General features: G+C 70.8%; 11 protein-coding genes and 1 pseudogene. 5 read left to right on the top strand and 7 right to left on the bottom strand.

Annotated elements, in window-relative coordinates; all coding sequences use genetic code 11:
• Positions 1 to 45: 45 nt before the first annotated feature.
• Together ASL10_RS08505 and ASL10_RS08500 are read left to right on the top strand one after the other, a co-directional pair.
• On the top strand, positions 46 to 1,080 hold the full coding sequence (locus ASL10_RS08505; protein WP_056046340.1) for a glycosyltransferase family 2 protein: 1,035 nt from the start codon (positions 46 to 48) through the stop codon (positions 1,078 to 1,080).
• 181 nt (positions 1,081 to 1,261) lie between these two features.
• The gene (locus tag ASL10_RS08500; RefSeq protein ID WP_056046337.1) at positions 1,262 to 3,313 is read left to right on the top strand and encodes a hypothetical protein; all 2,052 of its coding nucleotides are present in this window, start codon (positions 1,262 to 1,264) and stop codon (positions 3,311 to 3,313) included.
• A 101-nt stretch (positions 3,314 to 3,414) separates the two neighbouring features.
• Here ASL10_RS08500 and ASL10_RS08495 read toward each other — a convergent pair whose 3' ends face one another.
• Entirely contained in the window at positions 3,415 to 5,043 is a 1,629-nt protein-coding gene (locus tag ASL10_RS08495) for a DUF2142 domain-containing protein (RefSeq protein WP_056046334.1), read from the bottom strand.
• Between the two features lie 117 nt (positions 5,044 to 5,160).
• Here ASL10_RS08495 and ASL10_RS08490 point away from each other — a divergent pair, with 117 nt between their 5' ends.
• Positions 5,161 to 6,450, top strand: a complete 1,290-nt coding sequence (locus ASL10_RS08490) for a lipopolysaccharide biosynthesis protein (RefSeq protein WP_157485340.1) — start codon at positions 5,161 to 5,163, stop codon at positions 6,448 to 6,450.
• On the opposite strand, the gene ASL10_RS08485 is transcribed toward ASL10_RS08490, so the two are convergent.
• From ASL10_RS08485 to ASL10_RS08475, 3 genes and pseudogenes are all read right to left on the bottom strand, one after another.
• The gene (locus tag ASL10_RS08485; protein WP_056046328.1) at positions 6,420 to 7,442 is read right to left on the bottom strand and encodes a glycosyltransferase family 2 protein; all 1,023 of its coding nucleotides are present in this window, start codon (positions 7,440 to 7,442) and stop codon (positions 6,420 to 6,422) included. The genes ASL10_RS08490 and ASL10_RS08485 overlap by 31 nt on opposite strands.
• Positions 7,439 to 7,930, bottom strand: coding sequence for a DUF2304 domain-containing protein (locus tag ASL10_RS08480; RefSeq protein ID WP_082460294.1), 492 nt, complete (start codon positions 7,928 to 7,930; stop codon positions 7,439 to 7,441). The genes ASL10_RS08485 and ASL10_RS08480 overlap by 4 nt, the downstream gene beginning before the upstream one ends.
• A pseudogene (locus ASL10_RS08475) lies at positions 7,927 to 8,665 on the bottom strand (glycosyltransferase family 2 protein). Before ASL10_RS08475 ends, ASL10_RS08480 begins: the two are co-directional and overlap by 4 nt.
• An 82-nt stretch (positions 8,666 to 8,747) precedes the next feature.
• Between ASL10_RS08475 and ASL10_RS08470 the strand changes: the two are divergent.
• Together ASL10_RS08470 and ASL10_RS08465 are read left to right on the top strand one after the other, a co-directional pair.
• Positions 8,748 to 10,130: a hypothetical protein gene (locus tag ASL10_RS08470; RefSeq protein ID WP_056046325.1), complete on the top strand. Its 1,383-nt coding sequence runs from the start codon at positions 8,748 to 8,750 to the stop codon at positions 10,128 to 10,130.
• A gap of 67 nt (positions 10,131 to 10,197) precedes the next feature.
• Positions 10,198 to 10,989, top strand: coding sequence for a polyprenol monophosphomannose synthase (locus ASL10_RS08465; RefSeq protein WP_056046323.1), 792 nt, complete (start codon positions 10,198 to 10,200; stop codon positions 10,987 to 10,989).
• Positions 10,990 to 11,053: 64 nt separating this feature from the next.
• On the opposite strand, the gene ASL10_RS08460 is transcribed toward ASL10_RS08465, so the two are convergent.
• The 3 genes from ASL10_RS08460 to ASL10_RS08450 form a co-directional block, all read right to left on the bottom strand.
• A complete protein-coding gene (locus ASL10_RS08460; RefSeq protein ID WP_056046321.1) occupies positions 11,054 to 12,373 on the bottom strand; it encodes a hypothetical protein in 1,320 nt (439 codons plus the stop codon).
• Complete coding sequence (locus ASL10_RS08455; RefSeq protein ID WP_056046320.1) at positions 12,370 to 13,689, bottom strand: O-antigen ligase; 1,320 nt, start codon at positions 13,687 to 13,689, stop codon at positions 12,370 to 12,372. Before ASL10_RS08455 ends, ASL10_RS08460 begins: the two co-directional genes overlap by 4 nt.
• Positions 13,690 to 13,750: 61 nt before the next feature.
• Positions 13,751 to 14,947 carry an acyl-CoA dehydrogenase family protein gene (locus ASL10_RS08450; RefSeq protein WP_056046317.1) on the bottom strand — a complete coding sequence of 399 codons (1,197 nt, stop codon included), beginning with the start codon at positions 14,945 to 14,947 and terminating at the stop codon, positions 13,751 to 13,753.
• Positions 14,948 to 15,058 lie beyond the last annotated feature (111 nt).

Below are 15,058 nucleotides of genomic sequence, written 5' to 3'. Positions count from 1 at the left end.
GAGGGCGTCACCGGCACCCGCCCCCGGCGCTGTCAGAATGGTCGGATGGACGCATCCGTGATCGTCGTCAACTGGCGTCAACCCGAACTCACGCTGCGCTGCCTCGAGTCGCTCGTCGGCCAGCGAGCGAGCGCCTCGTTCGAGATCGTCCTCGTCGAGAACGAGGCGTCGCCTGGCGGCACCGAACCGTTCCGGCGCCTCGTTCCCGATCTCGTCGTGGTGGAAGAGGCGACCAACGCCGGCTTCGCGGGTGGGGTGCGTCGAGGCATCGAGGCCTCGCGCGGTGACGTCGTCGTGCTGCTGAACAACGACGCGGTCGCCGAACCCGGCTTCGTGGAGGCGGGCCTCGCAGCCCTGCGCGCCGGCGGACCTCGGGTGGCCGCCGCCTCGGCCACCGTGACGCTCGAGGGCGGTTTCGTACGCGCCACCGCTCGGGACGAGGGTGCGCTGGTCGACGGCCGCGGGACGGCGTGGCTCCGGTCGTCGGCTCCCGAGGCCGTCGGCCTGCTGAACGGAACCGGTGTCGAACTCGCCCCCGACGGCAACGGTCGCGATCGAGACTGGCTGCGGCCCTCCGACGACGTCGTCGACCATCCTGCCGACCCCTTCGGATTCTCGGGAGGGGCGGCCTTCGTCCGGCGGACGGCCCTCGAGGCCGTCGGGGGCTTCGATGAGGGGCTCTTCATGTACTACGAGGACCTCGACGTCTCGTGGCGGCTCCGGCTCGCGGGCCTCGAGATCGTGCACGCCGCCTCGGCCCGGACGATCCATCGACACGCGGCGAGCTCGGCCGGTAGCGGTGCCCTCGTGCGGCGACAGAGCATGCGGAACCGCCTGCTCGTCGTCGTCCGCAACGGTTCGGCAGGGTTCGTGGCGCGGGTGACGCTGCGGACCCTCGCGCGCCTCCTGATCGATCTGGCCCGCCCCCGCGGGGCCCAGCTGTCACGTCGGGACTGGGGCTCGGTGTGCCGTGGGCTGCCGTCGGCGGTCGCCGGGGCGCTCGTCTCGCGTCGGCGCTCGGGCGTGACGAGGGGTGAGCGTCGGCGTGTCGAGCAGTCGCTGAGGTCGATCGACCACTGACCCGTCTTCGGGGGACAGGGCCTTCCGGTCGGGGTACGGGAGGCTAAAGTCGGAGGACTGGTCGGGCTTCGCATCCGGTCTCCCGCTCGAACGACGAGGTACGCCGCCAGGGGGCGGCGGTGGGGAGGCGCCTCGACCGCGTGCCCCAGGGAGGCCACCCGTGTCCAGAAGGATCATCGCGATGGCTGCGGCCGTCGCCGTCGCCGCCGGTCTGTTGACCGGCTTGTCATGGGGGGCGTCCTCGCCGCCGGCCCAGGCTCTCTCGGGGGCGGACTTCGACCCGGGCAACATCATCACGGACCAGGTGTTCTTCAATTCGGGGGCGATGTCCGAATCGCAGGTGCAGTCCTTCCTCGCGTCCCGGATCGGCAGCTGCTCGAACTCGAACTGCCTCAACGTGAAGCGCCTCGACACGGCGTCGCGTCCGGCCGACGCCATGTGCAACGCCTATCAGGGGGCGAGCCAGGAGCCGGTCTCGCGGATCATCGCCAAGGTCGCCCAGGCCTGCGGCATCAACCCGCAGGTGTTGCTGGTGACGCTGCAGAAGGAGCAGAGCCTGGTCTCGGGTTCGATCGCCAGGGCCCCGTCCGATGCCCGGCTCGAGCGTGCCATGGGGTACGCCTGCCCGGACAGTGCCAACGGTGGCTGCGATCCGTCGTTCGCCGGGGTCTACAACCAGCTCTACAAGGCGTCGTGGCAGTTCAAGCGGTACGCCAACCCGGCCGGGACGAGCAACTACTTCACGCAGTACGCACCCGGTGGCAATCGGACCGTGCTCTACAACCCCAACGCCGCCTGCGGATCGAAGTCCGTCTTCATCAAGAACCAGGCGACCGCCAACCTGTACTACTACACGCCCTACACGCCCAATGCCCCGGCGCTTGCGAACCTCAACGGGACGGGCGACTCGTGCTCCGCCTACGGCAACCGCAACTTCTGGGTGTACTTCACCGACTGGTTCGGCTCGACGACCGGCGGCAACGGTCCGCAGGGCGCGCTCGACTCGCTGACGACCGGTCTCGAGTCCGTCTCGGTCAACGGGTGGGCCTTCGACCGCGACCTGCCCGCGCCCATCGGGGTGCACGTGTACGTCGACAAGACCGGGTACCCCTTGACGGCGGACCGGTCGCGACCCGACGTGGGTGCTGCGTACCCGTCCAAGGGCAACAACCACGGCTTCCAGGGCACCGTCCCGGCGTCCCCCGGCGTCCACGAGGTCTGCGTCTACGCCATCGGCCTGCGCGGCAACGGCAACACGACCCTCGGTTGCCGGACCGTCACGATCGCGTCGGCGTCCCCGGTCGGTGCCGTCGACTCGGTCGTCGCCGCTCCTGGCGGAGTCCGCGTCAACGGATGGGCCCTCGACCCCGAGAGCACCGCCTCCATCGCCGTCCACGCCTACGTCGACGGCGTCGGGTACCCCCTACGCGCCTCCGGGCAACGACCCGACATCGGGCGCGCGTACCCGGCGAACGGGGCGGCACACGGTTTCACGGCTGATCTGCCCGCCTCGGCGGGCGCGCGCTCGGTGTGCTTCTTCGCCATCAACCAGGGCGCGGGGGGCAACTCGAACCTCGGCTGCAAGACGGTCACGGCGGTCGGCTCGACACCGGTGGGAGCGCTCGACGTCGTCTCGACCTCGGCGAACGCCATCACGGTCGCCGGATGGGCCCTCGACGGTGACACCACTGCGTCGATCCCCGTCCACGTGTACGTCGACGGCGTCGGACGCGTCACGACCGCGTCGAACGCTCGCCCGGACATCGCCCGGAACTACCCCGCCTACGGAGCAGCGCACGGTTTCAGCTCGACCGTGACGGCGTCGGCCGGGTCCCACTCGGTCTGCGTCTACGCCATCAACCAGGGCGCGGGCACGAGCAACACGACGTTGGGATGCCGGACCGTCGTGGTCGGCGGCGCGCTGCCGGTCGGCAACTTCGAGTCGGCCGTCGGGACGACCGGAGGGGTCCGGGTGAACGGTTGGGTGGTCGATCCCGACACGGCTGCGCCGTTGCCCGTCGCGTTCACCGTGGATGGTGCCGCCGCCGCCACGGTCGTCGCCGACCAGAGCCGTCCCGACGTCGCGCGGTCGTACCCGACCTCGGGTCCGTTGCACGGCTTCGGGGTGGTCGTCCCCGCCGCTCCCGGTTCTCGGACCGTGTGCGGCACGGCCAAGGACTCGTCGGGCGTGGGGCAGCTGAACCTCGGCTGCCGGACGGTGACCGTTCCCTGACCGTCTGAGGCCCCCTGGGGCGAGACCACGAACGGGTGGCAGCCGACGAGGCTGCCACCCGTTCGTGCTTCCACCCGGCCGGGGTGGATCGCCTCGCGGCGTCAGGCGGAGGGGGGCCCCACCGAGGAGGCGCGATCATCGACGGCGGGTTCCGCCAGCCGCGTGTCGGCACGATCCGAGGCTCCGAGCGACGGGGCGTCGGTCGCTGGAACGTCGTCCATCGGCGAGAACGCCGCCCGGCCGAGGAGCACGGCACCGCCTACGAGGGTCACGAGCAGGACCGCAGCCCAGATGTACCACCCGCCCGGTGGCAGCCACTCGGGATCGGTGAACATGCGCGACCAGCCATCGGGCATTCCCAGCACGTAGCGCTGGAGATTCCAGACGTAGGTGTGGAACTGCATGATGGCGAGGATGACCAGGACGAAGCCCGCGAGGCGGCGGGCACCAGGCAGGGTGAACGCAGTCGGGAAGGCGTCGTCGAGGGCGATTCCTCCGGCGATGACGAGAGGGCAGACGATCGCCAGCAGGTAGCGTGCCTGCCAGATGTAGCCGTAGTCGGCCGCTGCGTAGCCCTGCATGAGCGGCGGGATGAACAGGAACGCCAGGATGAGCAGCAGGACGGTGCGACGCGGTCGGCCCCGGCCGAGGAACAGCCCGGCGACGGCCAAGGCGAACATCAGCCCGCCCCAGATGGCCACGGTGGTGAAGGGTGCGGGGACCTCTTGCCAACCGAAGATGCCGACGTAGCCGGTCAGGTTCTCGAACGTCAGGAAGGCCATGGTCCGGAAGGCGAGACCGAAGCCCGTGCCTGTGCCCGCGCTCTCGGTCGACACGCTGAGGCTCGCCGAGAGGACCGTCCAGGCGAGGCTGAAGGCGGTCCCGACGCCGATCGCGACGACGCCGACCCAGAAGGCGCGGGATCGGAGGAGGCGCTTGACGAGTTCGAGGTCGAACAGGGTCGCCAGGACGATGATCAGGACGTAGAGCGGGCCGATGCTGCGGCTGTTCGCGAGGGCGACGGCCGCGACGGCGACCATGGCGATGCGCACCGGGGGGACGCCGTCCTCACGCCATCTCTGGGCCAGCAGGCTCAGCCAGGAGAACAGCATGACGGCCGAGGCGATCTCGAGACTGTTGGGATTGATGCCGCTCGCCAGGAAGAGGACCTTGGGGGTGATCGCGACGGCGAGGGCGAGGAGGGCGAACCCCCGTCGCCTGAGCTGTGACAGGGCGACGACGGCGAGGGCCAGGAACGCGGAGACGAGCATCACGCTCACGCCCCTCATGCCGTAGTAGGAGGCCTTCCCGTCGAGGACGAGAGACGGGAGGCCCACGACGGCGTAGTAAGCGGGGTCGTAGGAACCCGCCGAGGTCGTCACGGTGGTCTCGACCTCGGAGTCCGGGACGAGCATCTGGCACTGGGCCGACTCGGCGTTGCGGAAGGCGAAGCACGGCAGGTCGTGGGCTATCGCGATGTACTCGGGGACTTCGACGTCTGTCCATCCACCCTTGCCGGTGGGCGTGCCGGACCATTCACCCCGAACGACGGCTGCGGCGTGGATGGTGTGCGCCGGCTCGTCGGGGAGCGACATCAGGGGGTTGGCCATGGCCCAGGTACCGCCGAGCAGGCAGAACGCCACGAAGGAGAGCAGGAAGGTGGTGAGGGGGCGCCGGGACCTGCCCTTCGAACGGGAGGGCTGTGAGGCGGTGCGGGTGTCGACGTTCATGTGGTCCTCAGATCGCGGGATCGGCAGGCACCCCGAGGGCGTGAACTGCACGGGCGGCCCCGACGATGATATCGATGGTGGGCGCTACCTCGATCTGGCTGACCGTAGGCTGACGCCATGAGTGTGAAGGGCGCGACCGCGACGACGGTGGAGCGGAAGAACGGTGCGATGGCCTCGGCGGCCCTTCTCTCGACCGTCGGGATCGGCGCTCAGGGCGTCAGCCGTCTCGTCTACACGGTGTTGATCGGACGTACCTTCGGCACGGAAGCACTCGGGCACGCCTCGACCCTCTTGTCCCTGTCGATCTTCGTCGCCCTGCTCTGGCCGACGGCGGCCGGGAACACCGCCTCGCGCTTCCTCGCCCTCGCCCTGCACCGCCGCGTCTCCGATGCCGCCCTCGTCCGTGTCCTCGGACGGACCATGCTCGCCTCGTCGTTGCTCCTGGGCGCGGCCACCGTGCCCGTCGCCATGGCTCTCGGCAACTCTCCTCTCGTGGCCGTGTCCGCCGCCGGGCTCGTCGTCGGCTACGGGCTCTACGCCTACGCCCGCGGCGGTCGGCTGGGGCGTCACGGCGCCGCCCGTGTCGCGCTCTGGGACTCCGTCTCGGCCGCAGGCGCGCTCGGCTTGTTGATCGTGGTCTGCCTCACCGGTCAGGGCACCTGGGTGCTCGTCCCCCTGACCGTCGGCTACCTCGTCTTCGCCGTCGCCTGCCTGCCCCGTGGCAACCGTCTGGCGGGACCCGAGCTCGAGGTCTCGCCCGTCCTCGGTTTCGCCCGATGGAACGTGGTGGCCGGGTTGACGACCAACGGCCTGCTCCAACTGGCCATGATCTCGGCCCAGGTCTGGGCTCCGGGCGACGCGGCCGGGTTCTTCGCAGCAGCCTTCACGCTGGCCACTCCCGCGTCCATGCTCGGCCAGGCCGTCAGTCAGATCGTGATCCCCGCGTTCGCCCACCGGGCGACGAGTTCGTCGCTCCGCCACCGTGGGCCGTTGTCGTTGTTCCTGGCATTCGCGGGGGGGTCGGCTCTCCTCTTCGGAGCGATGGTCCTGCTCGCTCCGTGGTACCTGCCGCTGTTCTACCCGACCGAGGGCGACGCGGCGGTACCCCTGTTGCGATTCCTGATGCTGGGTGTCTACGTCTTCACCGTCGCGCTCATCCCGGCGGCCCTCATGCTCGCCGCCGGTCGGTCCCGCGAGGTGGCCCTCAGTTCGGTGGCCGGGTTCGTCGCGGGCGTCACGGTGATGGTCGCGTCGGGCCCGACGGCGGGAGTGTCGTCCGGCAGCATCGGCTTCTTGGTCGGCTCGACGGTCAACCTCGTGGTCGTCGTCCTGTTGTCGGTCGGCCGTCGCCCGTCGGCGTCGTCACCGGACGTGGATCAGAGCAGCGAGCGCGCAACCCTCCAGTAGAGGCGCATCGACGCCTGCAGGAGGCCGGCGCCGGCGGGGAGCGGGAACACCTGCTGGTCCAGGGTGGCCGAGAGCAGCGGGGCCAGGTCTCGGTCGGACACGACCCTCCGGCTCTGCACCCACCGACGTCGTTGTCGTATCCACGCGGCGTTGTCACGTACCCAGGCATCGGCCCGCTTCTTCTCGGCAGCCCACCCCTGGCTCCGGGCCACCAGGGTCATGACGAGTCCGAGGGCGGTGACGGGCAGCCAGGTCACGACGCGCAGGCGTCGACCGTAGGCGGTCCGCAGGAAGATCTGTCGGTTCTTCTCGAGCAGGAACATCTTGAGGGGGTTCCGGCTGAACTCGTAGTGGTGGATCACCACGGCGTCAGGGACGTAGACGACGGTCAGTCCCGCCTGCCAGGTGCGCCAGCTGAGATCGACGTCCTCGTGGTAGGCGAAGTACTCGTCGGCGAATCCCTCCAGGCGCGTCCAGAGGTCGCGACGCAGGGCGAGGCCTGCACCGGAGGCGGAGGCCACGAGGGTCTGGGCGGCGTGGTCACTCGCCGGTTCGTTCATGCCGCCGGCCCAGCTGAGGCCGACGACGTGGACGGGGTTGCCTGCCGAGTTCATGCGTCCGGGATCGGATGCCAGCCGGATGCTGCCCGTCGCGATGCCCACGCCGGGGCGGGAGGCCACCGCCACGAGCTTGGCGAGGGCGTCCGGTGCGACCTCGGCGTCCGAGTTGACCAGGGCCAGGAACTCGCCCTCCGCGAAGCGGGCACCGTGGTTGACACCGCCTGCGAAGCCGAGGTTCTCGTGGGGGGTCACGATCCGCAGCCGTGGATCATCGGGCAGGTCGCGGACGGCGTCGCTCGTGCACCCGTTGTCGACCAACACGAGGTCGACGTCGACGCCGGTCGAGTCGAGCACCGAACGGACGGCTCGGTCCAGCACGGCCTCGTCACCATAGGCGAGCGTCACCACCGTGACGCGGGGCGACGCGGTCATGAGCGGCCGGCCCGGTCGGTGGGCTCGTCGGTCCGCAGGCCCGCGTCGGGTTCGTGCCCGGTGGCATCGCCCTCGGGGTGCGACGTCGTCACGCCACGGCCGGTGGCACCCACGTCGTCCGCCGAGGCCTTCCTGTCCGCAGCGCGGTCGAGACGGGAGACGCGCTCGTCGAGGAGGGCCACGTGTTCGGCCAGGGTGCGCGACTTCTCTTCGAGGATGGTCAGCTCGGCGCTGTGTTGCACCGAGACGAGGAAGAGGACGACCACGCAGACGAAGAACCCGAGGTTCGTGGGCACGGCGATGCCGAGCAGTCCGGCCAGGCCCGTCAGGACGTGCGGGAAGACGGCGATGAGCAGCGCGAGGGTGCCCGCGACCATCCACCACAGGGCGTGGCGCTCGCGGACGCGGCGACGACGCAACAACTCGAAGACGACGACGAGCACCAAGAGGGCCGAGACGATGCCGAAGACGTAGGTCGTGACGCTCACGCGGCGACCCCCGCGTCGCTGCGCAGGGACAGGGGCGGCCGCCACAGCGCGATGACGAGGGCGAGGCACGCTCGTCCGAGGTACACGGCGGCCTTGGCGGGATCGTGTGACGGGATGCCGCCGGCCCGGACCCGCATGGACACCGGCACCTGGGTGAGGCGGCAGCCGGCCCGGGCGGCGAGCACGAGTGATTCGACGGTGTCACCGAGGTACTCGGCAGGGTAGTGCTCGGCGAAGATCTCGACGGCCCGCGGGCCGGCCCCCCGGAATCCGGAGGTGGTGTCGGTCAAGGGCGTGTGGGCGATGCGGCTCACGACCGTGGCGAGCACGACCATCGCCCAGCGGCGCGGCCCGCGCGCCTCGTAGTCGCCCTCGCCCGCGAACCGGGCGCCGATGGCGACGTCGTGGGACTCCAGGGCCTTCAGCAGCAGCGGGACCCCTGCCGGATCGTGCTGCCCGTCCGAGTCCACCTGCACGACGTTCTCGAAGCCGTTGGCCCGCGCGAACTTGAACCCGGCACGCATGGCCCCCCCCGACACCGAGGTTGAAGGGCAGATCGAGGACGGTCGCGCCCGCGGCACGGGCCACCTCGACGGTGCGATCCCGCGATCCGTCGTTCACGACGAGCACGCTGATGCCGGGCAGGGCGCCGAACACCTCTCGGACGACGTCTCCGACCGCGGCCTCTTCGTTGAAGGCGGGCATGACGATGAGCGTCTTCTCCAACGAGACCATGCAGTGATGCTAACAGTCGACCCGGCCGGCACCCGGCGCGCCGGGGGAGCGCGCCCGGACGGGGATGCAGGAGAATCGTCCGGTGACCCGAGCGCTTCCGAACACCACGACCGACCGGTCGGCGGACTTCGTCGACGACGATGCCGCCGACGCGCGACGAGCGCCCCGCCTCGTCCTTGACGTCGGCACGGCTGCCGCGCTGGGTGTCGTGGCGGCCCTCGTGTCGTGGTGGCGCCTCCCCGAGGCGGCGAGGTCGACCCTCTGGGCGGAGGACGGCCCGATCTTCCTCTCGCAGCGGCTCGACCTGGGCCCCTGGGAGTCCCTCGTGACCCCCTACGCCGGCTATCAGCACCTCGGCGCGCGCCTGGCGACCGACCTGGCGGTTCTCGTGGGCGATCTCGGGGACGTGGCCCACGTGATCGCTGCGGTCTGCTGCGGGGTGGTCGGCCTCGTGACCGCGCTCGTCTTCGTCCTCAGTCGTCAGTACGTCGTGTCCTCGGCCGCCCGGGTGGCGATCGCCGCCGCGACCGTGCTCGCCCCGATCGCCCCGATCGAGGTGTCCGGCAACCTGGCCAACCTGCACTGGTACCTGCTCTGGCTCTTGTTCTGGGCGGTGCTGCACGTGCCGCGCACCTGGTGGGGCAGCGGCCTGCAGGCGGGCGTCGTCCTCGTCTGCGCGCTCACCGAGGTCCAGTCGCTCCTGCTGGTTCCCCTCGTCCTCGTCACCGTCCGGCACCGACGCTCGTGGCCGGTGTCCGGTGCCCTGCTCGTGGGGGTGGCGGTGCAGCTGTGGACCTCGTGGGCCTTCCCCCGTCCGGCGTCGACCTACCCCGCACCCGATCTGACCGACCTCGTCCTCAGCTTCCTGGCTCAGCCGGTCATGTCGACCTTCGTCGCGTCATCCGGAACGGCCTCCGACCTGCTCGTCGAGACGTCCTGGGGCATCGCGGTACTCGTGCTGGCGGGCATCGTCCTCTGCGCCGGCTGGGCCGCCGTGGCGGGGCGGCGTCGACGTCTCTGGCTGGTCCTGGGTCTCGTCGTCTACGCACCGCTCCTCTGGGCCGCCGGCATCGTCGCGAACGCGAGCGGGCTCACCGAATACGGTCTGAACGGCCCGGGCTGGCTGGCGACGTCCGGCTACCTGAGGTACGCGCTCGTGCCGTCGATGCTGCTCCTGACCGCCGTCGCCCTCGCCGCGGACGCGTTCCTCGCGCGGCGCCGCGCCGTGACGACGGTCGCGGGCGCCGTCCTCCTCGCCGCCTTCGCCGGGGCCGTCCTGTGGCACCCACAGCTCGACCACGTGCTCCGCAGCGACTACGGCCCGTGGCAGTCGAACTACGACCAGGTCGTCGACCAGTGCCGCAGCGGGGACGTCGTGCTCGACGACGGCAAGGCCCTCGTGCCGATCGCCCCGACCGGCTGGTTCGTGGCAGCCGACTGCTCGACGCTCGACGAGCGCGGATGAGGCCCTGGCGCAGCCGTGGAATGATGGACGCACCCTGCCGCCCCCGTACCGAAAGCCACCCGATCGCATGACCTCCTCCGCGCACACCGGCGCCGGCGCCCTCGTCGTCCTCCCCACCTACGACGAGGTCGAGAACCTCCCGCTCATCCTGGGGCGCCTGTTCGCCGCGGCCCCCGAGATCGACGTGCTCGTGGTCGACGACGGCAGCCCCGACGGCACCGGTGAGTTGGCCGAGACGATGGCCGCCACCGATCCCCGCATCCACGTGATGCACCGCACGGGCAAGCTCGGGCTCGGTTCCGCTTACGTCATGGGCTTCGGCTGGGGCCTCGAGCGGGGCTACGACGTCGTCGTCGAGATGGATGCCGACGGCTCGCACCCGCCCGAGAAGCTGCCCGAGATGATCGCCCTGGTCAGCGCGTCCGGCCCCGGCACGCCGAGCCTCGCGATCGGCTCGCGGTGGGTTCCCGGCGGCTCGGTCATCAACTGGCCGGTGTCGCGCCAGGTCCTGAGCCGCGGCGGCAACCTCTACGCCCGCCTGGCCCTCGGGTTGCAGCTCAAGGACGTCACCGCCGGTTTCCGGGCCTACACGCGTGAGGCCCTCGAGGCGATGGACCTCACGGGCATCGACTCGAAGGGGTACTGCTTCCAGGTCGACATGACCCTCCGCGTCCTCGACGGCGGGGGGCGCGTCGTCGAGGTGCCCATCGAGTTCCGCGAACGCGAGCTCGGCGAGTCCAAGATGAGCCAGGCCATCGTCGTCGAGGCCATGCTGCGCGTCACGCAGTGGGGCTTCCGACGCCGCCTGCAGACCCTGCTCGGCAACCGCCCCGGGCCGCGCTGGGTCGTCGAGGACTGAAGCGGCGCGCCGGGTCGCGACCGGCGACCGACGTCCGCGACGGCACCCGACCGAGCCGCGCCTCCTACCGGCGGTTCGCCTGCGGCAGCCGTGACCGCCACGACCGCTTGCGGGCGGCGATCGTCGCGATGGCGACGAAGGTCATCAGGGTTCCCTCGAACAACACGAAGCTCTCGGCGACGGCGGTGACCCCGATCAGCACCAGGACGAGCGCCGGCCAGACGTACGCCACGATCGGGTGACCCGACGCCGTGATCCAGCTGCGCACGAACGCCAGGGTGCCGGCCACGACGAGGAGCAACCCGCCGACCAGGCCCAGTTGCAGCCAGATGTCGAAGAACGCGTTGAGCCCCGTCTCGTGCGGTCGGCCGCTCGGCGCGATGATCGTCGAGTACGGGAAGATCCCGGTCGGCCACTGCCCGACGAAGCCCCACCCGACGATGTCGTGAACCGTGGCCAGTTCGCGGATGCGCGCCCAGAGCAGCGACCGCACCGACAGGTCGTTGGTCGCGTCCACCGCGTCCAGGAGGCGCGAGCGACCCGCGTAGGCCAGCGCACCACCCAGCACCACGATCACCGCGAAGACCGATTGCAGGAGCGACCGTCTCGACTCGGGGGCCCGGCGCAGCGCGTCGAGCGCCACTCCCGCCACGATCAGGACGATGACCGCGATCGCCGTCGCGGGGGAGCGGGCGAAACCGAGCGCCGTGAGGGCGAGCACGCCCGAGGCGACGGCCTGCCGCCGAGGGACCGACCGGGTGAGGAACTCGACGGCGAACGTGATGACCGCGAGCGTCGCCAGGAAGCCCAGGTAGTTGCGGGTGCCCGAGATGCCCTGGATCGGACCGCCCGCGGCGAGGTTGCCCTGGATTCCGAGGAACGCGATCGGTTGGTCGATCAGCAGCCCGCTCAGCACCTCGAGCGACAGCGACACGACGAGCAGGATGCGGAGCGCGTCCCCGAAGGCCCGCACCACCTGGACCAGGTCGCGGCCCAGGGCCAGGTACAGCCCGAGGGCGCCGAACCCGACCGCGTAGGCCACACCGCCGACGGTGACCCAGGTGTACTCGCTCCAGAAGACGCTGAGGGCCATGAAGCCGAACAGGGCGATGAGCGACACCGGCAGGATGCCGTGCCACTCGATGTGGTGTCGGCCACCGACCAGGGAGAGGGTCGCGAGCACCACGAGGGTGCCCAGGACGGCGAGCGAGCCCGGCCACCCCATCAGGGCGCGGACCGACTGGGTCGAGAACGCGTAGAGCACGATGGCGACCGAGAGTGCCTGCGAGAAGTGCCCGCCCGCCGAGAAGCCGATCCAGGCCGAGAGGTACCGGCGCAGGGGATCGCGGCTGCGGTCGAACCCGTGGCCGTGGCCGGACGTCACCGGTCGTGGCCCGTCCAGCCGAAGGGGTCGCGGCGCGTCACGAGCACGACGACCACGAACGTGGCCCAGCCCCACTCGACGATCAGCCGGGACTCGGTCAACCCATGGACGAGCAGGGCCGTCACGAGCAGCAAGGGCAACAGGTCGAGGGCCGACCACGGCGCCGCGACCCCGCGCGAGAGCATGCGGCGGTCGACGGCCCACCACCACGATCTCAGGACGACGCCGACGATCGTGAGCCCGAACAACGCGAGGCCGATCCAGCCCAGCTGGAACCAGACGTCGAGGTACGCGTCGTGCGCCTGCAGGTAGACCACGCCGTTGCGCTCGGCGAGGTCGGTGAACGGTTCGACGAACGGGAACCAGTAGCTGACCCAACCCCAGCCCACGACGGGGTGCTGGACGCCGAGGTCGTAGACGGCCGACCAGATGTCGGTGCGACCCGTCAGGTCGCCGCTCTTCCCCAGCAGCGCGAGCAGCGGGCCGCGGGCGAGGACGACCACCGTGACGGCCGCCAGCACGACGAGCGCCGCCACGCCGAAGACGGGACCCCGGCGGCCGGGCTCACGGCGTCGGGTCGCCACCACCAGCAGCGACACGAGGCCGACGGCCACCGCGACCACCGCGACGGTCGCCGACCGGGTCAGCACCAGCGCGAGCAGCGAGGTGACGAGACCGACCACCGCCGTGCCGCGACCGATGGACCGGTCCGCCGCCTGGACCGCCGTGACGATCAGGGCGAACAGGGCGATGATCGCGAAGATGTTGCTGTTGCCCTGCAGCCCCTGGATGCGACCGCCTTCGAAGAGCACGTCGCGCGACCAGAACCACGCCGCGGGCCGATCCGTGCAGTCCAGGTACACCGGGCAGACCGGCTGGCGGACGACGAGTCCGACGACGACCTCGAAGAGCAGGGAGGCCACGACGTGGATGCGCAAGGCCCGTCCGAGGGCGGTCACGATGGTCGGCCACGAGGCGACGACGGTGACCGCCAGGGCGCCCACGCTCGTCATCAGCGTGAGGACGATGCCGATCGCGGAGCCGGCGGGGTACTGCGACCACGCGATCGAGACGACCGCGAAGAGCAGGAAGAGCACGAGGAGGCGCGGGAGGGTCCGTACCCGGGGTGGATGCCGCACGACGAGGACGACGGCGGCGACGACCATCGCCACGCAGGCCGCCCCCCAGCCCCACCAGCCGGTGCCGTTGCGGAGGACGTCGCCACCGAACAACACGAGGAACGCCAGCGTCGCGAACGTCGTGGCTCCGCGCGTCGGCGCCGTCCGGGCGGGCCGCGCGGGCAACGTCGTGGTCATGGGCACCAGGCTAGACGACGGGGGAGGCGCGGAGGAGCGACCGGGGGCCGCCCCTCCCGGATCAGACGAACGCCGCCTGGCCCGTGATGCTGCGGCCCACGATGAGGGTGTTCATCTCGCGGGTGCCCTCGTAGCTGTACAGCGCCTCGGCGTCGGCGAAGAACCGGGCCACGTCGTACTCGAGCACGATGCCGTTGCCGCCCATGACCTCGCGGGCGTACCCCACCGTCTCGCGCATGCGGGCCGTGGTGAACGCCTTGGCGAGCGAGGCGTGCTCGTCGCGCTGGGTGCCCTCGTCGAGCATCTGCGAGCACCGCACCACCATGCCGATCGAGGCGGTGATGTTGCCGATGCACTTCACCAGCAGGTCCTGGATCAGCTGGTGCTTGGCGATGGGCTTGCCGAACTGCACGCGCTCGTTGGCGTACGCCAGGGCGGCCTCGTAGGCGCCGATCGAGTTGCCCACGGCCGCCCAGGCGACCTCGGCCCGCGTCAGGCGCAGCACGGCCGCCGTGCTGCGGAACGAATCGGCCTGCTGCAGTCGGTGGCTCTCGGGCACGCGCACGTCCTCGAGGGTGATGTCGGCGTTCTGGACGATGCGGAGGCTCTGCTTGTCCTCGATCTTGGTCGCCGTGTAGCCGGCGGTGTCGGTCGGGACGATGAAGCCCTTGACCTGGCCGTCCTCGGCGCTCTTGGCCCAGATGATCGTGATGTCGCTGAACGTGGCGTTGCCGATCCACCGCTTGGAGCCGTTCAGCACCCAGTCGTCGCCGTCGCGGGTGGCGATCGTGCGGAGTCCCTGGGCCGAGTCGGACCCCGACAGCGGTTCGGTCAGGCCGAAGGCGCCCACCAGGTCACCGCTCGCCATGCGGGGCAGCCACTCGGCACGCTGTTCGGGCGAGCCGCCGACGCCGATCGAGCCCATCGCGAGTCCGTTCTGCACGCCGACGAAGGTCGCGACGGACGCGTCCACGCGCGCGAGCTCGAGCGCGACCCAGCCGCGGAAGACGGCGGAGTTCTCGAACGGGCGCGTCTCCTCCCACGGCATGCCGAAGAGGCCCAGGCCGGCGAGGCCCTTCACGATCTCGTGCGGGAAGGTCGCGTCGGCCCAGTGGCGGTTCACCCCGGGCTTGACCTCGGTCTCGAGGTAGTGGCGAAGGTCGGCCAGGACGCCCTTCTCGCGGTCCGAGAGGAGGTCCTCGTAACCGTAGAAGTCGCTGACGAGGGAGGTGAACGAGGTGAGGGTCGCTGATGACATCCGTGCTCCATTGCTTCGTGTCGGGACGACAGGAGCCTAGGCAGCGCCCCAGCCGCCGCCAAGGGGTTGGTAGCTTTGATCAACGCCCCGGCGTCGTCGACCTCACCGCTT

Source organism: Frigoribacterium sp. Leaf8, assembly GCF_001421165.1.
In the GTDB taxonomy this organism is placed as follows: Bacteria; Actinomycetota; Actinomycetes; order Actinomycetales; family Microbacteriaceae; genus Frigoribacterium.
Note: the sequence above shows the minus strand (reverse complement) of the source record. Positions and strands in the feature narration are given on the sequence as shown.